Origin of the sequence: Pseudomonas sp. R4-35-07 (assembly GCF_003852235.1) — a bacterium.
Classification (GTDB): domain Bacteria; phylum Pseudomonadota; class Gammaproteobacteria; order Pseudomonadales; family Pseudomonadaceae; genus Aquipseudomonas.
The window spans coordinates 4,204,581-4,225,777 of record NZ_CP027732.1; the positions used below are offsets into that span (position 1 = coordinate 4,204,581).

Annotated in this window: 13 protein-coding genes; 6 read left to right on the forward strand and 7 right to left on the reverse strand. The window is 61.8% G+C overall.

The genetic code is table 11. The annotated features are described in order from the left end of the window. Nucleotides 1–122: 122 nt before the first annotated feature. The 4 genes from ligA to C4J89_RS19155 all read right to left on the reverse strand — a co-directional run bounded on the left by ligA (nt 123) and on the right by C4J89_RS19155 (nt 7,907). On the reverse strand, nt 123–2,480 hold the full coding sequence (gene ligA / locus C4J89_RS19140) for an NAD-dependent DNA ligase LigA (RefSeq protein WP_124415305.1): 2,358 nt from the start codon (nt 2,478–2,480) through the stop codon (nt 123–125). 87 nt (nt 2,481–2,567) lie between these two features. After that, on the reverse strand, nt 2,568–3,431 hold the full coding sequence (gene zipA / locus C4J89_RS19145) for a cell division protein ZipA (protein WP_124415306.1): 864 nt from the start codon (nt 3,429–3,431) through the stop codon (nt 2,568–2,570). Nucleotides 3,432–3,756: 325 nt separating this feature from the next. Further along, nucleotides 3,757–7,245: a chromosome segregation protein SMC gene (gene smc, locus C4J89_RS19150; protein ID WP_124415307.1), complete on the reverse strand. Its 3,489-nt coding sequence runs from the start codon at nt 7,243–7,245 to the stop codon at nt 3,757–3,759. A 2-nt stretch (nt 7,246–7,247) separates the two neighbouring features. Continuing rightward, the gene (locus C4J89_RS19155; protein WP_124415308.1) at nt 7,248–7,907 is read right to left on the reverse strand and encodes a GntR family transcriptional regulator; all 660 of its coding nucleotides are present in this window, start codon (nt 7,905–7,907) and stop codon (nt 7,248–7,250) included. A 280-nt stretch (nt 7,908–8,187) separates the two neighbouring features. On the opposite strand from C4J89_RS19155, the gene xdhA reads away from it, so the two are divergent. From xdhA to guaD, 4 genes are all read left to right on the forward strand, one after another. Next, entirely contained in the window at nt 8,188–9,636 is a 1,449-nt protein-coding gene (gene xdhA / locus C4J89_RS19160) for a xanthine dehydrogenase small subunit (RefSeq protein ID WP_124415309.1), read from the forward strand. Next, nucleotides 9,629–12,019 carry a xanthine dehydrogenase molybdopterin binding subunit gene (gene xdhB, locus C4J89_RS19165; RefSeq protein ID WP_124415310.1) on the forward strand — a complete coding sequence of 797 codons (2,391 nt, stop codon included), beginning with the start codon at nt 9,629–9,631 and terminating at the stop codon, nt 12,017–12,019. The genes xdhA and xdhB overlap by 8 nt, the downstream gene beginning before the upstream one ends. Before the next feature lie 119 nt (nt 12,020–12,138). Next, entirely contained in the window at nt 12,139–12,981 is an 843-nt protein-coding gene (gene xdhC, locus C4J89_RS19170; RefSeq protein ID WP_124415311.1) for a xanthine dehydrogenase accessory protein XdhC, read from the forward strand. Between the two features lie 7 nt (nt 12,982–12,988). Next, nucleotides 12,989–14,293: a guanine deaminase gene (gene guaD / locus C4J89_RS19175; RefSeq protein ID WP_124415312.1), complete on the forward strand. Its 1,305-nt coding sequence runs from the start codon at nt 12,989–12,991 to the stop codon at nt 14,291–14,293. A 153-nt stretch (nt 14,294–14,446) separates the two neighbouring features. On the opposite strand, the gene C4J89_RS19180 is transcribed toward guaD, so the two are convergent. Beyond that, nucleotides 14,447–15,211 (reverse strand): GntR family transcriptional regulator, encoded by a 765-nt coding sequence (locus C4J89_RS19180; protein WP_124415313.1) that lies wholly within the window; start codon nt 15,209–15,211, stop codon nt 14,447–14,449. Nucleotides 15,212–15,425: 214 nt separating this feature from the next. Between C4J89_RS19180 and C4J89_RS19185 the strand changes: the two genes are divergently transcribed. Continuing rightward, nucleotides 15,426–16,616, forward strand: a complete 1,191-nt coding sequence (locus C4J89_RS19185; RefSeq protein ID WP_124415314.1) for a benzoate/H(+) symporter BenE family transporter — start codon at nt 15,426–15,428, stop codon at nt 16,614–16,616. 37 nt (nt 16,617–16,653) lie between these two features. Here C4J89_RS19185 and C4J89_RS19190 read toward each other — a convergent pair whose 3' ends face one another. Then, a complete protein-coding gene (locus C4J89_RS19190) occupies nt 16,654–16,998 on the reverse strand; it encodes a YggL family protein (protein ID WP_010208515.1) in 345 nt (114 codons plus the stop codon). Between the two features lie 236 nt (nt 16,999–17,234). On the opposite strand from C4J89_RS19190, the gene dacB reads away from it, so the two are divergent. Then, nucleotides 17,235–18,695 carry a D-alanyl-D-alanine carboxypeptidase/D-alanyl-D-alanine-endopeptidase gene (gene dacB / locus C4J89_RS19195; protein ID WP_124363919.1) on the forward strand — a complete coding sequence of 487 codons (1,461 nt, stop codon included), beginning with the start codon at nt 17,235–17,237 and terminating at the stop codon, nt 18,693–18,695. A 2-nt stretch (nt 18,696–18,697) separates the two neighbouring features. Here the strand turns inward: dacB and C4J89_RS19200 are convergent, their stop codons facing one another. After that, nucleotides 18,698–21,085 carry a GGDEF domain-containing protein gene (locus C4J89_RS19200; RefSeq protein ID WP_124415315.1) on the reverse strand — a complete coding sequence of 796 codons (2,388 nt, stop codon included), beginning with the start codon at nt 21,083–21,085 and terminating at the stop codon, nt 18,698–18,700. Nucleotides 21,086–21,197: the final 112 nt, after the last annotated feature.

Sequence of the window (21,197 nt, forward strand, 5' to 3'; positions counted from 1 at the left end):
CTCGCAGGATCGTTCCCACGCTCCGCGTGGGAATGCATACGGTGACGCTCCGCGTCATGCCTTGGAAGAGCAGACGCGGAGCGTCCGGGGTGGCATTCCCACGCGGAGCGTGGGAACGATCGTCATACGGGGATATTGTGCCCGGCCAGGAACGCGACGAAGGCCTCCTCGTCCAGCACTTTAAGCCCCAGTTCGCTGGCTTTGGCCAACTTGGAACCAGCGCCGGGCCCGGCCACCACGCAATGGGTCTTGGCCGAAACGGAACCGGCCACCTTGGCACCGAGGCTTTCCAGCTTGTCCTTGGCCACGTCGCGGCTCATCAACTCCAGGGAGCCGGTGAGCACCCAGGTGTGCCCGGCTTCCGGCAGGCCTTCGACGACCTTCTTCTCGCTCTGCCAGTGCATGCCGAAGTCTTTGAGCTGCTGCTCGATGGCCAGGGCATGGCGGGCATTGTCCGGATTGTCGAAGAACTCACGCACGGCCTTGGCCTGTTTCTCGGGCAGGGCCTGGCGCATGTCCAGCCAGTCGGCCTTGATCACGTCTTCAAGGCTGCCGAACTTGTCCGCCAGTTTTTGCGCCGCGCCCGGCCCTACGGAGGGCACGTGCAGTTTGTCGAGCAGACCGCCCAGGGTGGTGCTGGCGGCGAATTCGGCGCTCAGGTCGCCCTGCTCCTGCAATTGCAGGGCGCATTCATCGGGCGACAGCAGCGCGCCGATCACGTCCTGGTTATGGCTGTCTTCAAAGAAGCTATGGATCTCGTGCGCCACTTCCAGGCCCACGTCCGGCAAGTACGTCAGCACTTCCGGCAATGCCTTCTGCACGCGCTCGAGGGAGGCCAGGGAGCGCGCCAGCACCTTGGCGGTCTCCTCGCCCACATCGGGAATCCCCAGGGCGTAGATAAACCGCGCCAGGGTCGGCGTCTTGCTGTTTTCGATGGCGGCGATCAGCTTTTTGCTGGAAATATCGGCGAAGCCTTCCAGGTCGATGATCTGCTCGTACTTGAGCTTGTAGAGGTCGGCGGGCGAGCCGATGAGTTTTTCATCCACCAGTTGCTCGATGGTCTTGTCGCCCAGGCCGTCGATGTCCATGGCGCGGCGCGAGACGAAATGAATGATCGCCTGCTTGAGCTGCGCGCCACAGGCCAGGCGCCCGACGCAACGGTACACCGCGCCTTCGCTGACGGTTTCCTTGCCCTTGCTGCGCTTGACCAGTTGCGTGCGCTCCACATGGGAGCCGCATACCGGGCAGTGCTCGGGGATCTGCACGGCGCGAGCGTGCTCCGGGCGACGCTCGGCCACCACCGACACCACCTGCGGGATCACATCCCCAGCGCGGCGGATGATCACCGTGTCGCCGATCATCAGGCCCAGGCGCGCCACTTCGTCCATGTTGTGCAGGGTGGCGTTGGACACGGTCACACCCGCCACCTTGACCGGCTTCAAACGCGCCACGGGCGTGACGGCACCGGTGCGGCCGACCTGGAATTCCACATCGAGCAACTCGGTCAGCTCCTCCATGGCCGGGAATTTATGCGCAATGGCCCAGCGCGGCTCGCGGGCGCGGAAGCCCAGTTCACGCTGGGAAGCGATGCTGTTGACCTTGAACACCACGCCGTCGATTTCATACGACAGACTGTTACGCCGCGCGCCGATGTCGCGGTAGTAGTCCAGGCATTCCTGAATGCCCTTGGCCAGTTTCAGCTCATGACTGATCGGCATGCCCCACTTCTGCAACTGCTTGAGGTTACCGATATGGGTGTCACTGATATCCGACGTCACTTGGCCGATGCCATAGCAGCAGAATTCCAGCGGGCGGCTGGCGGTGATCTTCGAATCCAGTTGGCGCAGGCTGCCAGCGGCCGCATTGCGCGGGTTGGCGAAGGTTTTGCCGCCAACCTCCAGTTGCGAGGCATTCAGGCGTTCGAACCCGGCCTTGGACATGAACACTTCACCGCGCACCTCCAAGGTGGCCGGCCAGCCGCTGCCGTGCAGCTTCAACGGGATGTTACGCACGGTGCGCACATTGACGCTGATGTCTTCGCCGGTGGTACCGTCGCCTCGGGTCGCGCCGCGTACCAGTTCGCCGTCCTGATACAGCAGGCTGACCGCCAGGCCGTCCAGCTTCGGCTCGCAGCTGTATTCGACGCTGGCGAACAAGTCACCGGCCGGCAGGTCCAGGCCCTCGGTCACCCGCCGATCGAATTCGAGCATGGTCGCTTCATCGAAGGCGTTGCCCAGGCTGAGCATCGGGATCTCATGCCTGACCTGGGTGAACGCCGACAGCGCCGCACTGCCGACCCGCTGCGTCGGTGAATCACGCGTCACCAGCTCCGGATGCTCGGCCTCCAGGGCCTTGAGCTCATGGAACAAGCGGTCGTACTCGACGTCCGGAATGCTCGGCTCGTCGAGGACGTGGTAGCGGTAGTTGTGCTGATCCAGTTCAGCGCGCAGTTCGAGGATGCGGGTATGGGCGGCGGTCATGGGTGTTCTCTCATAAAGCAAAAGAGCAGCCGAAGCTGCTCAATATGTTAGTGCGCTTATTCTACTGACAACGCTGAAGCGCAATCCTCAGCGTTTCTGTGTCAGGGCGCGACGCTCGAACTCGACGATGCGCTGACGGTAATGCTCGATGGTCTGGGCGGTGAGCACGCTGCGTTGGTCGTCCTTGAGCTCGCCGTTCAGTTCCTGGGACAGCTTGCGCGCTGCAGCCACCATCACATCGAAAGCTTGTTTCGGGTGACGCGGGCCTGGCAGGCCGAGGAAGAAACTGACCGCCGGGGTGCTGAACAGGTCGATATCGTCCAGGTCGAACGTGCCCGGCTTGACCGCGTTGGCCATGGAGAACAGCACTTCGCCGTTACCCGCCATGCTTTCGTGACGGTGGAAAATATCCATCTCGCCAAAGCGCAGGCCGCTTTCAAGGATATTCTGCAACAGCGCCGGGCCTTTGAAGCCACCGGCATCGCGGCAGATCACACTGATCACCAGCACTTCTTCGGCGGCCGGCTGATCGTTGACCGATTGGCGCGGGGCGTTCTTGCCGGCGTTTTCATCCGGGAAGTCATCGTCGCGGCTGCTGAAGCTCGGGCCTTCGTCGACATCGAGGTTCAAGTCGCCCTGATGCGGCTCGGCCACGCCAGCAGCGCCGCGCTTGCCCCGCTTGGACGATGGCTCACGGGCTTCACGCACCGGCGCGCTCATCGACGGCAGGTCGTGCTCGTCCAGCTGCGGTTCCTTGTGGGTGTCCAGCACACGGGGAGGCCCCAGCAACTCGGCGCTGCCGTCGTCGTCGGGCAAGTTGGACAGGTTTCGGTCCAGGCGAAATTTAAGCTTGCCCTTGCCACCGCGCATGCGGCGCCAGCCATCAAAAAGAATACCGGCAATGACAATGATGCCGATGACGATCAGCCACTCGCGCAGACCGATTTCCATGTAATCCCGTGCCTCTATAAAAAATGCTGAAAAATAAGGGGTTTAGCACCGTGCAAACCGCTTTAAAACGTGGCGCCAACTCTATGTTCTGACTGACGTTTTGCCCACGCATACGAAAAATTGACATTAAACTAGCACGACCAAAGATAACTTTACACAGTTGCAGCGAAATGTGTCGAATTGCCAGCTTTTCGGCATGGTAGGTAATTTCCTACAGCCAGCTCCAACTGTGGCTACAAGCTCTGAGCTACAAGCTTCAAGCTTCAAGCTGCAAGCCCACTCACTTGAAGCTTGGAGCTTGGAGCTTAAAACTAACAACTCGCCGCTAGGCGTCCACCATCTTCATCGCTTCTTCCACATCCACCGCCACCAAACGCGAACAACCCGGCTCATGCATCGTCACGCCCATCAACTGATCGGCCATTTCCATGGCGATCTTGTTGTGGGTGATATAGATGAACTGCACGGTCTGGGACATCTCCTTGACCAGCCGAGCGTAGCGTCCAACGTTAGCGTCATCCAGCGGTGCGTCAACTTCGTCGAGCATGCAGAACGGTGCCGGGTTCAGCTTGAAAATGGCAAATACCAGCGCCAGCGCCGTCAAGGCCTTTTCGCCGCCGGACAACAAATGGATGGTGCTGTTCTTCTTGCCCGGAGGCCGCGCCATGATCGTTACCCCTGTATCGAGTAGATCTTCGCCCGTCAGTTCCAAGTAGGCGCTGCCACCACCGAAAACTTTTGGGAATAACGCCTGTAAACCGCCATTAATCTGATCAAAGGTATCCTTGAAGCGGTTGCGGGTCTCCTTGTCGATCTTGCGGATCACGTTTTCCAGGGTGTCGAGGGCTTCGACCAGGTCGGCGTCCTGGGCATCCAGATAACGCTTGCGCTCGGACTGCTGCTGGTACTCATCGATGGCCGCGAGGTTGATCGCACCGAGTCGCTGGATACGCGCGGCAATCCGCTCAAGTTCTTCTTCGGCGTCTTTTTCGTTGGCCTGGGCGGTCAGTGTGTTGAGCACGCCGTGCAGGTCATAACCGTCTTCGAGCAGTTGATCCTGTAAAGTCTTGCGGCGCACGGTCAGCGCTTGCCACTCCATACGCTGTTGTTCGAGCTGGCCGCGAATCAACTGGGACTGCTGCTCGGCCACGGTGCGGCGCTTTTCGGCGTCGCGCAGTTCGCGGTCGGCGTCTTCCAGGGCGATCTGCGCGGTCTTGAGTTCTTCGTCGACGCTCATGCGTTTGTCGAGCAGCTCTTCAAGCTTGAGGCGCAGCTCTTCAAGGGGCGCTTCGCCCTCCTCCAGGTTGAGGCTCAACTGCTCGCGCTTTTCGGTGAGGCGTTCCGATTGCATCTCCAGGCGTTCAAGAGCCTGGCGCGTGGAATCATGTTGGGCACGCAACGAGCCCAGGCGCACCGCCAACTGGTGGGCGTGGTCCTTGTGCTGACGGGCTTCCTGGCGCACGCGGTCGAGGCGCTCGCGCAAACTGTCACGCTGGGCCAGCAGCAGTTCGCGCTGTTCGGTGTCCAGGGCCATGCTGTCGAGGGCTTCCTGCAGGTGCAGGCGCGCTTCGCCGACCTGTTCATGCTCCAGGGCGCGCTGTTCGCCCATCTCGGCGACTTCTTCGTCAAGGCGGGTGCGGCGCAGGGTCAGTTGTTCGACCTTGGCCTTGCTCGCCGACAGCTGGGCTTTGAGTTCGCCTTGCTGGCGTGCCTCGTCCTGCAACAGGCGGCGCAGGTGTTCGCGGCCGGTCTCTTGCTGGCGTTGAGTAGCGCGCAGGGTTTGCAGTTCGGTTTCCAGGCCTTCCAAGGTGGCTTCGCGCTCTTCACGCTCGGCGCTCAGGTTGACGATTTCCTGGCCACGGGCCAATACGCCGCTTTCAGCTTCGCTGGCGCGTCGCACGCGCAGAAAGTGCCGGCCGACCCAGTAACCGTCGCGGCTGATCAGGCTTTCGCCGGCCGCTAACTGGCCGCGCTGGGCCAAAGCCTGCTCAAGGGTTTCCACAGGTTTGACCTGGCCCAGCCACGGCGACAGGTCAATCGCCGCCTCGACCTTGTCCAGCAGGCTGCCCGGCACGCGCGTGCCATCGGCGGCCGGGCTGAGCAGACGCAAGTCACCCTGGGCAAAACCGGCCAGGTCGAAGCCGCCAAAATCATCCACCAGCACCGCTTGCAGGTCGGCGCCCAACACGGTTTCCACCGCCAGTTCCCAACCGGCTTCTACTTTCAAACCCTCGGCCAGGCGCGGGCGTTCGGCCAGGTGCTGGTCGCGCAGCCATTCGGCGGTGCCGGTGCCAGGGTCCAGCGCGGCTTGCTGCAAGGCTTCGAGCGATGCCAGCCGCCCGTTGAGCCGCTGCAAATCGCCCTGGGCCTGCTGCTGCGCCTGGGTCGCCGTGTGCAGTTGCTGGCGCAATTGCTCCAGGCGTTCCACTTGCTGCGCTTCGCTGGCCTCGAGCTCTTCCAGGGTCATTTCGCTTTCGGCCAGTTGCTCGCTCAACTGCAGGATCGCCGCGTCTTCCGGGTCGGCGGCGAGCAACACGCGCTCTTCCTGCAGACGGCGCTGACGCTCGGCCAAACGCTCCATGCTGGTTTCCAGTTGCTGGATACGCGACTGCTGCACCTCGGCCTGGCGCCGCGGTTCGGCGGATTTGAGGTTGAACGTGTCCCACTGCTCCTGCCAGCCGTGCATGCTGGTTTCGGCCTCTTCCAGCGCCGCCGCGGCTTCTTCGGCGGCGGCACTGGTGATTTCCTGCTCGGGGGTGAGCATGTCCAACTCTTCGCCCAGGGTCAGCAGCAAGGTGCGGTCGTGGCCCAGGTGCGATTCGGTCTCCAGGCGTGCGCGCTCGGCTTCCTTCAGATCGTCCTGCAACTGGCGCAGACGCTGCTGGCCGTGCTGGATGCTCTGTTCGACCCGGGCAATGTCGCCGCCCACCGAATAGAAGCGCCCCTGCACCAGATTGAAGCGTTCGGACAGCTCATGGTGCCCGTCCCGCAGGCGTTCGATACTGGCGTCGGCGTTGCGCTGCTCGGCCACCAGCGCTTCGAAGCTGACTTCCTGGGTGCCGATGATCGCCTCGCGCTGGCCGACCTGATCGTTCAACGCCTGCCAGCGCAGGGCCGACAGTTGGGCCTTGAGCTGGCGCTCTTCGCCCTTGTATTCCTGATACTTCTCGGCGGCCTGGGCCTGGCGGTGCAGGCGCTCCAGCTGGCGTTCCAGTTCCTCGCGCAGGTCGGTCAGGCGGGCGAGGTTTTCATGGGTGCGGCGGATGCGGTTTTCGGTCTCGCGGCGGCGCTCCTTGTATTTGGAGATGCCGGCCGCTTCCTCGATAAAGTTGCGCAGGTCTTCAGGCTTGGCTTCGATCAGCTTGGAGATCATGCCCTGCTCGATGATCGAGTAGCTGCGTGGCCCTAAGCCTGTGCCGAGGAAGATATCGGTGATGTCGCGTCGACGGCATTTGGTGCCGTTGAGGAAGTAACTGTTCTGGCTGTCGCGCGTGACTTTACGGCGGATGGAAATTTCGGCGTAAGCCGCGTACTCGCCGACCAGGGTACCGTCGGAGTTGTCGAACACCAGTTCGATGCTGGCCTGGCTCACCGGTTTGCGGCTGGTGGAGCCGTTGAAGATGACGTCGGTCATCGACTCGCCGCGCAGGTTTTTTGCCGAGCTCTCGCCCATCACCCAACGAACGGCGTCGATGATGTTCGACTTGCCGCAACCATTGGGCCCGACCACCGCCGCCATATTACTGGGGAAGTTCACCGTGGTCGGGTCGACGAAGGATTTGAACCCCGCCAACTTGATGCACTTGAGCCGCACGCTTAGGCGTCCGCCAACGCTGCGATCACCAGCGTGCTGCTGCGCTGGCAGTAAGCCGACAACACCAGGCGGATCTGCGCCAGGGCACGGGCCAGTACGGCAGCGAGCAGCTGTTCGAACAGCGTCAGGTACTCGCTCATTTCCGCCTTGCGCTGCTCCAGGGCCAAATAATAGGCACGGTTCATCGCCGGCTGCAGGTTCTCGACGGTTTCCTGCAGATACGGGTTATTGGCGAAGGGGTACGCGGCGCGCATCACATTGAAGCTTTCTTCGACGAAGGCGCGGATGTCCTGGCGCTCATAGCTGGCCATCAGGCGCTGCTGGATTTGCAGGAAGGGCGCCATGTCGGCCTGGGTCTGCCAGCCTTCGGCAACCGCATTGCCGAGCAGGATGTACATCTCGCCCATCAACGTACACAGGCTCTGCACTTTGTGTGCGCTGAGTTCGGTGACGTGGGCGCCACGGCGCGGCAGGATCGCGATCAAGTGCCGGCGCTCGAGGATCAGCAGGGCTTCGCGCACGGAACCACGGCTGACATTCAGCGCCAGCGTGACTTTCTGTTCCTGGATCCGCTCCCCAGGCTTGAGATCGCCGCGAATGATACGTTCGGCGAGGTGGTGAGCGATTTGCTCGGCGAGACTGTCCGGCGCCTTGAACGTCATGTTTTCCCTTCAAAATCTGCTATCGGTACAAGCGCGGCAGTGTAGCGCATTGGCCCGCTGATGGCGCTACGCCCACGGTGGCGAATTTGGCATGAAACACGCAAGCCTGGAAAGCCACAAGCCCCTGAAAACACCGGTTCCAGAAGACTGAACCATAATTGAATAGGTTGTGACCGCAGTTTCTTGACCCTTAGGTCAGAAAATCATTGACCGAAAAGTCAGACATGACTAGATTCGGCGCAAAGCGGTTAACAACAATAATGAATCTGCGAGGCCTTCCGTGATCCAGTTTTTACTTAACCAGGAACTCCGTAGCGAGCACGCCCTGGACCCCAACCTGACCGTGCTCAACTATTTGCGTGAGCATGTGGGCAAATCCGGCACCAAGGAAGGCTGCGCCAGCGGCGACTGTGGTGCATGCACCGTGGTGGTCGGTGAGTTGCACCGCAACGATCAAGGCGTCGAGCAGATTCGTTATCGCAGCCTCAATTCGTGCCTGACCTTTGTCTCGTCGCTGCACGGCAAGCAACTGATCAGTGTCGAAGACCTCAAGCACCAGGGCCAACTGCACAGCGTGCAACAGGCGATGGTCGAGTGCCACGGTTCACAGTGCGGCTTCTGCACCCCGGGTTTCGTGATGTCGTTGTTTGCCCTGCAAAAGAACAGCGACGCCCCCGACAGCCAGAAAGCCCATGAAGCCCTGGCCGGCAATCTGTGCCGCTGCACCGGTTATCGCCCGATTCTGGCCGCCGCCGCACAGGCCTGCTGCAACAAGCCCCAGGACCAGTTCGACAGCCGCGAGGCCCGGACCATCGCGCAGCTCAAGGCCATTGCGCCGACACAAACCGGTGAACTCAACAGTGGCGACAAACGTTGCCTGGTGCCGCTGACCGTCGCCGACCTGGCCGACCTCTACGACGCCTATCCGCAAGCCCGCCTGCTGGCCGGCGGCACCGACCTGGCGCTGGAAGTCACCCAGTTCCATCGCACCCTGCCGGTGATGATCTACGTCGGCAATATCGAAGAAATGAAGCGCATCGAATCCTACGACGATCGCCTGGAAATCGGCGCCGCCACCGCCCTCTCCGACTGCTACGCCGCGCTGCACCACGAATACTCCGACTTCGGCGAATTGCTGCATCGCTTTGCCTCGCTGCAGATCCGCAACCAGGGCACCCTCGGCGGCAATATCGGCAACGCCTCGCCGATTGGTGATTCGCCGCCGTTGCTGATCGCCCTCGGCGCACAGATTGTGCTGTGCAAGGGCAATACCCGGCGCACCCTGGCGCTGGAGGACTACTTTATCGACTACCGCGTGACCGCCCGCCAGGACAGCGAATTCATCGAGAAAATCATCGTGCCCAAGGGCCACTCACTGTTTCGCGCGTACAAGGTTTCCAAGCGCCTGGACGATGATATTTCTGCCGTGTGCGCCGCCTTCAACCTCAAGCTCGACAACGGTGTGGTCAGCGAGGCCCGCGTCGCCTTCGGCGGCATGGCCGCCATCCCCAAGCGCGCCAGGCACTGCGAGACGCAGCTGACGGGTGCTACCTGGAACGCCGCCACCGTGGAGAAAGCCTGTGCCGCCCTGGCCGAGGACTTCACCCCGCTCTCGGACTTCCGCGCCAGCAAGGAATACCGCCTGCTCAGCGCGCAGAACCTGTTGCGCAAATACTTCATCGAACTGCAAACGCCGCACATCGAGACTCGGGTGACCGCTTATGTCTAACCATCACGCCGTGGAAAAAACCCAGGCCGAACTGGCCGAACTGTTCGCCCGCGACCTGACCTCCGGGGTCGGCCGCAGCGTCAAGCATGACAGCGCCGCCAAGCATGTCAGCGGTGAGGCGCAGTACATCGACGACCGCCTCGAGTTTCCTAACCAGTTGCACCTGTATGCGCGCATGTCCGACCGCGCCCACGCGAAAATCCTCAGCATCGACACCGCGCCCTGCTACGCCTTCGACGGTGTGCGTATCGTGATCACCCACGAAGACGTACCGGGCCTGAAAGACATCGGCCCGCTGATGCCCGGCGATCCGCTGCTGGCCATCGACACCGTGCAGTTCGTCGGCCAGGTAGTACTGGCCGTGGCCGCCCGTGATCTTGAGACCGCCCGCAAAGCGGCCATGGCGGCGGTGATCGAATACCAAGACCTGGAGCCGGTACTGGACGTGGTCGAGGCGTTTCGCAACAAACACTTCGTGCTCGACAGCCACACCCACCAACGCGGTGATTCGGCCGGCGCTTTGGCAGCGGCTCAACACCGCATCCAGGGCACGCTGCACATCGGCGGCCAGGAACATTTCTACCTGGAGACCCAGATTTCCTCGGTGATGCCCACCGAAGACGGCGGCATGATCGTCTACTGCTCCACGCAGAACCCCACCGAAGTGCAGAAGCTTGTCGCCGAAGTGCTAGGCGTGTCGATGAACAAGATCGTCGTCGACATGCGCCGCATGGGCGGTGGCTTCGGCGGCAAGGAAACCCAGGCCGCCAGCCCCGCCTGCCTGTGCGCGGTGGTGGCGCGCCTCACCGGCCAGCCGACCAAGATGCGCTTGCCGCGGGTCGAAGACATGCTGATGACCGGCAAGCGCCATCCCTTCTACATCGAATACGACGTGGGCTTCGACGACGCCGGGCGTTTGCACGGCATCAACCTGGACCTGGCCGGCAACTGCGGTTGTTCGCCAGACTTGTCCAACTCGATTGTCGACCGCGCGATGTTCCATGCCGATAACGCTTATTACCTGGGCGACGCGACGGTGAACGGCCATCGCTGCAAGACCAACACCGCCTCCAACACCGCTTATCGTGGCTTCGGCGGCCCCCAAGGCATGGTCGCCATCGAGGAAGTGATGGACGCCATCGCCCGCCACCTGGCGCTGGACCCGCTGGCGGTGCGCAAGGCCAACTACTATGGCAAGACCGAGCGCAACGTCACCCACTACTACCAGACCGTCGAGCACAACATGCTTGAAGAAATGACCGCCGAGCTTGAGGCCAGCAGCCAATATGCCGAGCGCCGCGAAGCGGTCCGCCTGTACAACGCCCACAGCCCGATCCTGAAAAAAGGCCTGGCGCTGACGCCGGTTAAATTCGGCATCTCGTTTACCGCCAGCTTCCTCAACCAGGCCGGTGCGCTGATCCACATCTACACCGACGGCAGCATTCACCTGAACCATGGCGGTACCGAAATGGGCCAGGGCCTGAATACCAAGGTCGCCCAGGTGGTGGCCGAAGTGTTCCAGGTGGATATCGACCGCGTGCAGATCACCGCCACCAACACCGACAAGGTGCCCAACACCTCGCCGACGGCGGCCTCCAGCGGCGCCGACCTGAACGGCAAGGCCGCGCAGAATGCCGCCGAAACCATCAAGCAGCGCCTGGTGGAATTTGCCGCGCGCAAGTACGACGTCAGCGAGGCGGACGTGGAATTTCGCAACGGTCATGTGCGCGTGCGTGAACAGATCCTGAGCTTCGAGGCGCTGATCCAACAGGCGTATTTCGCTCAGGTCTCGCTGTCGAGCACCGGCTTCTACAAAACCCCGAAAATCTTCTATGACCGCAGCCAGTCACGCGGGCGACCGTTCTACTACTTCGCCTTTGGCGCGGCGTGCTGCGAAGTGATCGTCGACACCCTGACCGGCGAATACAAAATGCTGCGCACCGACATCCTGCACGACGTGGGCGCCTCGCTGAACCCGGCCATCGACATCGGCCAGGTGGAAGGCGGGTTTATCCAGGGCATGGGCTGGCTGACCATGGAAGAGCTGGTATGGAACAACAAGGGCAAGCTGCTCACCAACGGCCCGGCCAGCTACAAGATCCCGGCCGTGGCGGACATGCCGCTGGACCTGCGGGTCAAGCTGGTGGAAAACCGCAAGAACCCGGAGGACACGGTGTTCCATTCCAAGGCCGTGGGGGAACCGCCGTTCATGCTCGGGATTGCCTCGTGGTGCGCGATCAAGGATGCGGTGGCGAGCCTGGGTGACTATCGTCATCAGCCCAGGATCGACGCGCCGGCCACGCCGGAGCGGGTGTTGTGGGGGTGTGAGCAGATGCGGCAGTTGCAAACAAACGCCACTCAAGCTGCAACCGAGCTGGCTTGATCGTTCCCACGCTCTGCGTGGGAATGCCGGCCTGGACGCTCTGCGTCCGCTCTGGTGACGCAGAGCGTCACGGTATGCATGCCCACGCGGAGCGTGGGAACGATCTAACTGAGGTGACCATGAACAACTGGATCAGCGCCCTCGCCGACCTGCAGAACCAAGGCGAACCCTGCGTGCTCGTCACCATCATCGAGGAGCTTGGCTCCACGCCGCGCAACGCCGGCTCGAAGATGGTGATCAGCGCCGCCCACACCTTCGACACCATCGGCGGCGGGCACCTGGAATACAAGGCGACGCACATCGCCCGCGACATGCTTGCCCGTGGCCAGCAGAACACCCACCTGGAGCGTTTCAGCCTCGGCGCGAGCCTGGGCCAGTGCTGCGGCGGCGTGACGGTGCTGCTGTTCGAACCCATGGGCCAGGTGCAGGTGCAGATCGCGGTGTTCGGCGCCGGCCACGTGGGGCGTGCGCTGGTGCCGTTGCTGGCGAGCCTGCCGTGCCGGGTGCGCTGGATCGACTCGCGCGAGCAGGAGTTTCCGTCACACATCCCCCAGGGCGTGCGTAAAATCGTCAGCGAAGAGCCAGTCGACGAAATCGCCGACTTGCCGGCGGGCAGTTACTGCATCGTCATGACCCACAACCACGCACTGGACCTGGAACTGACCGCCGCCCTGCTCAAGCGCAATGACTTTGCCTACTGCGGCCTGATCGGCTCCAAAACCAAACGGGTCAAGTTCGAACATCGCCTGCGCGATCGCGGCTTCGACACCGCGCACCTGCAACGCCTGCGCTGCCCGATGGGCCTCAGCGAGGTGAAGGGCAAATTGCCGGTAGAGATCGCCATTTCCATCGCCGGCGAAATCATCGCCACCTACAACGCCCATTTCGGCCAGCACACCGCCAGCGCCGAGCCCATCGCCAAACTGCTGCCGGTGTCACGCCGCAGCCAAGCCAAGAATTGAGATCAGCATGCCTTTGACCCGCAAAGCCTACCGCGCCGCCATCCTGCACAGCATCGCCGACCCCGCCGAGGTCGGCATCGACGCGTCCTATGAGTATTTCGAAGACGGCCTGCTGGTGATCGACAACGGCCGGATCAGCGCGCTTGGCCACGCCGGCGACCTACTGCCGACCCTGCCCGCCGACATCGACGTCACCCACTACCAGGATGCGCTGATCACCCCCGGCCTGATCGACACCCATATCCACCTGCCGCAGACCGGTATGGTCGGCGCCTATGGCGAGCAGTTGCTGGACTGGCTTAACACCTACACCTTCCCGTGTGAAAGCCAGTTCGCCGACAAGGCGCACGCCGAAGAAGTGGCGGATATTTTCATCAAGGAACTGCTGCGCAACGGCACCACCACCGCGCTAGTGTTCGGCAGCGTGCACCCGCAGTCGGTGAACGCGTTCTTCGAAGCCGCCGAAAAACTCGACCTGCGCATGATCGCCGGCAAGGTGATGATGGACCGCAATGCGCCGGATTATCTGACCGACACGCCGGAATCCGGCTACCAGGAAAGCAAGGCACTGATCGAGCGCTGGCACGGCAAGGGCCGCCTGCATTATGCGGTGACGCCACGTTTCGCCCCCAACAGCACGCCGGAGCAACTGGCATTGGCCGGGCAACTGCTGGGGGAGTATCCGGACCTGTATATGCAGACCCACATCAGTGAGAACAAGCAGGAAGTCGAATGGGTGAAGGCGTTGTTTCCAGAGCGCAACGGCTATCTGGACGTGTACGACCACTACAAACTGCTCGGCGAACGCTCGGTGTTTGCCCATGGCGTGCACCTGTGCGACGACGAATGCGCACGGCTGGCAGAAACCGGCTCGGCCGTGGCGTTCTGCCCAACGTCGAACCTGTTCCTCGGCAGTGGCCTGTTCAACCTGCCGATGGCCGAGAAGCACAAATTGAATGTGGGCCTGGGCACCGACGTGGGCGGCGGCACCAGCTTCTCGCTGCTGCAAACCTTGAATGAAGCCTACAAGGTCATGCAGTTGCAGGGTGCGCGGTTGAGCCCATTCAAGTCGCTGTACCTGGCCACCTTGGGCGGTGCGCGCGCGCTGCGCCTGGAAGACAAGATCGGCACCTTGCAACCGGGCACGGATGCGGACTTTCTGGTATTGGACTACAACGCCACGCCGTTGCTGAGCTATCGCTTGAAGCAGGCGAATACCATTGCCGAGACGTTGTTTGTGCTGATGACCCTGGGGGATGATCGGACGGTGTTGCAGACCTACGCGGCGGGTCAGCTGGTACATCAACGCTGATTTCAGATACACCACAAAACCAATGTGGGAGGGGCGGTGCGACGATTCGACTTGCTCCCGATAGCGGTCGGTCAGTAACAAATATGTTGTCTGACACACCGCAATCGGGAGCAAGCCCCCTCCCACATTTTTATCCCAGGTGAGTCAGGGAAGTTACAGTTTTACCGACGTACGCCCTGGCTTCTTGGTCTGCAGCAAATGCGAGAACACCGCATGCAGATCATCCGACGCGCTTTCCTCATCGAGGTTGAGCTTGCTGTCGATATGGTCCATGTGATGCATCATCAAATCCACCGCCAGTACCGCATCCCGGGCTTCGATCGCGTCGATCAGTTGGGTGTGTTCATCGTAGGAACAGTGCGAGCGGTTGCCGCTTTCGTACTGGGCGATGATCAAGGAAGTCTGGGACACCAGGCTGCGCTGGAAGCTGATCAGCGGCGCATTCTTCGCCGCTTCAGCCAGCTTCAAGTGGAATTCGCCGGAGAGACGGATGCCGGCGCCACGGTCGCCACGGGAGAAACTGTCGCGTTCGTCGTTGACCATCTGGCGCAACTGGGCCAGTTGCTCAGCGGTAGCGTGCTGCACCGCCAGCTCGGTGATCGCCCGCTCCACCAGGCGCCGCGCCATGAACACTTGGCGGGCCTCGTCGACGCTCGGGCTGGCGACGACCGCGCCACGGTTGGGCCGCAGCAGCACCACGCCTTCATGGGCCAGGCGCGACAAGGCGCGGCGAATGATGGTGCGGCTCACGCCGAAGATTTCGCCCAGTGCCTCTTCACTCAATTTGGTGCCGGGTGCCAGGCGTTGTTCGAGGATCGCCTCGAAGATATGCGCATACACGATATCGTCCTGGGTTCCGCTGCGACCGGCCTTGCCGGCTCGCGGTTGTTTCTTGAGAGGTTGCAACTGTTCGTTCATGGGCACTCGGGTTTGGAGAACGGCGGCGAATTAACGGTAATACGGCAACAGCGGGTCGCTGGCAAGTATCACCTGAAAACAGGGCACATTGTACACAACCCACTGCGCCAACACACTGTACGGCTGTTTGCGGCGTCGGCTGTATTGCAATGAGTCGTTGCGTTTGAGTTTAGGCTTGAATCCGCAACTTCTCTTGCACAAGGATCATCTTTCCATGACCGACGCCACCCAAGCGCCTTTGCGCCCGCTGGCCGACACTTCACCTTCGGCCGTCGTCGCCGGTTTCATCGCCATGATGACCGGCTACACCAGTTCGCTGGTGCTGATGTTCCAGGCCGGCCAGGCCGCCGGTTTGACCACGGCGCAGATTTCGTCGTGGATATGGGCGCTTTCCATCGGCATGGCGGTGTGCAGCATCGGCCTGTCCCTGCGCTATCGCACGCCGATCACCATTGCCTGGTCGACACCCGGCGCAGCGCTGTTGATCACCAGCCTGGGCGGGGTCACCTACGGCGAGGCCATCGGCGCCTACATCACTTGCGCGGTGCTGGTGACCCTCTGCGGGCTGACCGGCAGCTTTGAAAAGCTGGTCAAGCGCATCCCTGCCTCACTGGCGGCGGCGTTGCTGGCGGGGATTCTGTTCAAGATCGGCAGCGAAATTTTCGTCGCCGCGCAGCATCGCACCGGCCTGGTGCTGGGGATGTTTTTCACTTACCTGGTCATCAAGCGCCTGTCGCCGCGTTATGCCGTGCTGGCTGCACTGGTGATCGGCACCCTGCTGTCGGGCTTGATGGGGCTGCTGGACTTCAGCGGCTTTCACCTGGAAGTCGCGGCACCGGTGTGGACCACGCCGCACTTCTCATTGGCGGCGACCATCAGTATCGGCATCCCGCTGTTCGTGGTGGCGATGACCTCGCAAAACATGCCGGGTATCGCCGTGCTGCGCGCCGACGGCTACAGCGTGCCGGCCTCGCCATTGATCACCACCACCGGCCTCGCCTCACTGGTGTTGGCGCCCTTTGGCTCCCACGGCATCAACCTGGCGGCGATCAGCGCGGCGATCTGCACCGGGCCGCACGCCCATGAAGACCGCAACAAGCGCTACACCGCCGCCGTATGGTGCGGGGTGTTCTACGGGATTGCCGGGGTGTTCGGCGCCACCTTGGCGGCATTGTTCGCAGCGTTGCCCAAGGAACTGGTGCTGTCGATCGCGGCCCTGGCGTTGTTTGGCTCGATCATCAATGGCCTGAGCATCGCCATGAATGAGCCGAAGGAACGGGAAGCGGCGCTGATTACCTTCATGGTCACCGCGTCAGGCTTGACGTTGTTTTCCATCGGTTCGGCGTTCTGGGGGATTGTGGCGGGGGTGTTGACGTTGCTGATTCTGAACGGACGCAAGGCATAAAAAAACGGCGACCCTCAGGTCGCCGTTTTTTTCAGTATCACTTAGCCGCGTTGATCGGCTTTTCCGGATACCACACGTCCAGCAACGGGCTGACTTCAGCCTTGGTCAGCTCGGAACGGGTTTTCAGCCAGGCTTCGACAGCAGCACGCTGCTCTTCGGAGACCGAGCCGCGCTTCTGCAGGCAAACCAGACCGTAGTCATCGCCGCCGACATAGCCCAGACCGTTGGCTTCCATGGCTTCTTTGATGAATGCTTCGAGGAAAGCGTCGATAGCTTCTTCACTCAGGCCTTCTTTGAAGTCCAGGTTCAGTTCGAAACCCAGCTCTTGAAATTCATCAACGCACAGTTTTTTGCGCAGACGCTGGGAACGGTTAGTCGCCATTGGAACAATCCTCATAAGTAATAACGGGCGGCACTTTAGCAGTTTAAGGCGGCAATTGCCCGACTCTCTGGGACGGGCGGCGCTTAAGCGATAAAAAAACCCTAATTCCCCGCTATCGTTCAGCTACACGTAAGCTCCGCTTGGGGCATAATGCCGACACTTTCATGACCAATGAGGGATTTTCTTCCATACCCCTCGCCTTTTTCACCCTTCTCAGCAGTAGGGTTTTATTTCTTATGATCAAATCTTTACGTTCTGTTTTACTCGCCGGTGTTCTTCTGCCACTGGCCGTTTGCGCCACCGCCGCCCCCGTCAACAACACCCTGCCCCCCAGCGTTGCCCAGGCCCTCCAGAAGGCAAAATTGCAAAACACCGCATTGTCCCTGGTGATGCTGCCCTTGAACGGCCCCGGTACGCCGACCGTGTTCAATGCCGACGTGTCGGTGAACCCGGCCTCCACCATGAAACTGGTGACGACCTACGCGGCCCTGGAGATGCTCGGCCCCAACCATCAGTGGAAAACCGAGTTCTACACCGACGGCGTACTCAGCGGCGGCGTGTTGCGCGGCAACCTGTACCTCAAGGGCGGCGGCGATCCCAAGCTGAATATGGAAAAACTCTGGCTGTTGATGCGCGACCTGCGCGCCAATGGCGTACAGCAGGTCACCGGCGACCTGGTGCTGGACCGCAACTTCTTCCACCAGCCGCAATTGCCGGAGTTCAATGACGACGGCAACGACGAGAACAAGCCGTTCCTGGTCAAGCCCGATGCGCTGCTGGTCAACCTCAAAGCCCTGCGCTTCGTGACACGCAACGATGCCGGGCGGGTGATCGTGTCGGTCGAGCCGCCGATTGCGAGCATTCGCATCGACAACCAGGTGAAAGTCTCCAACGCCAAACAGTGCACTGGCGACGTGCGCTACAGCCCGATGACCGCCGCCGATGGCAGTATGACCGTGACCGTCAGTGGCCAGTTGGCGGACGGCTGCAGTTCGCAGACCTATCTGTCACTGCTCGACCATGCCACCTACACCGCCGGCGCCGTGCGTGCGATCTGGAAGGAATTAGGCGGCACCATCCAGGGCCGCGATATCCAGGCGCCAGTGCCCAAGGATGCCAAGGTCCTGGCCCGAGCATTCTCGCCGGACCTGGCGGAAATCATCCGCGACATCAATAAATACAGTAACAACACCATGGCCCAGCAACTGTTCCTGAGCCTGGGCGCGCAGTTTCGCAACGATGCCGATGGCGACGATGCCAAGGCCGCGCAACGCGTAGTACGTCAGTGGCTGGCGAAAAAAGGCATTACCGCGCCCCACCTGGTGATGGAGAACGGTTCCGGCCTGTCCCGCGCCGAACGGATCAGCGCCCGCGAAATGGCGGCCATGCTGCAAGCGGCCTGGAAAAGCCCCTACGCCGCCGAGTACATCAGCTCGCTGCCGATCGCCGGCACCGACGGCACCATGCGTAAACGCCTGAAGACCACCGCCATGCGCGGTGAAGCCCATGTGAAGACCGGAACCTTGAACACCGTGCGCGCCATCGCCGGGTTCAGCCGTGACAACAACGGCAACACCTGGGCGGTGGTGGCGATTCTCAACGACTCCAAGCCGTGGGGCGCGTCGTCGGTGCTGGACCAAGTGCTGCTGGACCTGTATCGCCAGCCGAAGGCGGTTGCAGCCGCACCGGTGCTCTAGACCTATTCAACGCCGCTGCCACAGAGCTCCACCCGGTCCCTGCCCGTCTGCTTGGCGGTATACACCGCCGAGTCCGCGCGCAGCAGCAACCCGTCAATGCCTTCATCGACACGCCAGCTGGCCACCCCAAAGCTGGCGGTGACGATGCCCGCCGGCGCCATCGGCGTGCTGCGCAACGACTGCCACAACTGCGTCGCCAAGTGGTAAGCCTGGGCGCCATCGGTGTGCGGGCATAGCACCACGAATTCTTCCCCACCCAACCGACAGAACACGTCGGTGCGGCGCAAGCGTTTGCTGATTCGCCTGCACAGCTCCTGCAACACACCGTCCCCGGCGCCGTGCCCGTACTGGTCATTGACCCGCTTGAAGTGGTCGACATCCAGCATGATCACCGACAGCGCCCCCGACGTGCGGGTGTGGCGCAGCAGTTCGGCTTTCATGCGGTCCTGGAAATAGCGGCGATTGTGGATGCCCGTCAGGGAGTCAGTGATGGACAGCGTGCGCAACTCTTCTTCCACGCGCTTGAGGTCGGAAATATCCGACACATAACCGTGCCACAACGTACCGCCGCCGGGTAATTCCTCCGGCGTGGCCTCGCCACGAATCCAGCGCAGGCCGCGCTGGGGCAGCTGCACGCGATACTCTTCGCGCCAATGGCTCAGTTGCAGCGCCGACAAGCGTATCGACGCGCGTACCCGCTCAAGGTCCAGGGGGTGAATGCGTTCCAGGACTTTGCCCGCATCCTGCTGCAACACACCAAGCTCGATCTCATAGATATCGCGCATGCCTTCGCTGGCGTAAATGAAGCGCCAGCTGTTGTGGGGCTCCAGGGTGAACTGGAAAATGCCGCCAGGCACATGGGCACTGAGCTTTTTCAGCAAGCGATCGCGCGCGGCCAACGCTTCGTAGGCGCGCTTCTGCTCGGTAACATCCAGGTAAATCGCCAAGTGCCCGACCCACAGGCCATGGTCATCCAGCAACACCGTGACCAGCATATTGACGGTCAACGGGCTGCCGTCCTCGCGCACCAACGTCCACTCGCGGGCATCCTGTTGACCGTCGGGACTTTCCACCAGCATCGCCTGGCTCGGCGCGATACGCTTGCCCAGCGACACACTCAAGCGCGTGGCGCGGGTCTCGAGCTCGGCGGCCAGGTGCAGACTTTCCAACGTCAGGCGGCCCACCACGTGCTCGCCCTTGAACCCCAGCATCCGCTCGGCCCCGGCATTGAACATGTTGATGACACCGCGCAAGTCCGTGGCAATGATTGCGACGTGCGTCGCTGCATTCAGCACGCTGCGCAATTGACCATGCGCGCCCCGTAGCTCCTGTTCACGCATGCGCAACTGAGCGGTACGCTGCTCCACCAGGGTCAACGCCCGCTGGCGTTGGCTGACCAACACATAAAGCAAGGCACTGAGCAGCACACTCAGCAGCACGCCCATAATCAGTATGGTGTTGGTCGAGGAATGGTTGGCCTTGTCGAATACCTCACTGGCACGCAGGCTCAGCGCGTAGACGTGGTCACCGAGGGTAAGACGTCGGGCGGCGACAAGGTCGCTGCCGCCCGGCGCATTGCTGGACGCATACAGCACACGCTGCTCAGTGTCGGAGGTGTCGACGATCTGCATCGCCAGGTTATCCCGGTTCGCCTTGGGCAATCCATCGGCCACCAGTTGGCGCATGCTGATCACCGCCATGACGTAACCGTACGGCTGGGCATCGAGCGTCTTGCTGACCGGCGCCACCAGCAGCACCCCTGCGGCATAGGCCGGTTCCACGCCCACCAATTGCATGGGCTGGGACACCGCCACCTTGCCGCTTTTTTGCGCACGCTCCAGCACAGCGCGCCGCAGGGGTTGGGCCAGCAGATCAAACCCCAACGGCGAGCCCAACAGACTTTGGGTCTGGCTGTATAACACCGGTACATATTCATCGCGCTCGGAAGCGGGCGCCAACTCACCTGCCGAATTCAGTTCACGGATGTTGAAAGGTACGCCGCGCTGGCGCGAGATGTCCTGTTCAAACCGGCTGCGCTGATCCCGAAGCACACGCGGCGCCCAGGCATAGGCACGCGCATGCAACAACAAAGGCTGGGCGAAGCCGTCAAACTCGCTGCGAGACACTTCGCCGGAATTGACGAAGAAGCGGCGCAGGCTATCCAGGCGCAGTTCCTGGTCTTCGAAGCGCTCCTGAATCCGGCTGTAGCGCTCATTGACCAGCAACTGGAAGCGCTGGCGCACCTGCTGCTGATTGAGGTCGGCAGCGGCCCACGCGATGACCAGGGTCAGCGCGCTACCGATTGCCAGCACCACCAATGCCACCAGCCAAGCCGATGCCTGTTCACTGATAAAACCAAGGATCTTCGGGCGTACGGCTTGCATTGGCATAGGCGATACTCACAACGCCAGCGTGCGGGGGTGTCACTTTGGCTGGACGTTAAGTTATAGCCATCGGTGGGGGGTTTGACCAGCGTAAATACCTGCGGTGGCGAGGGAGCTT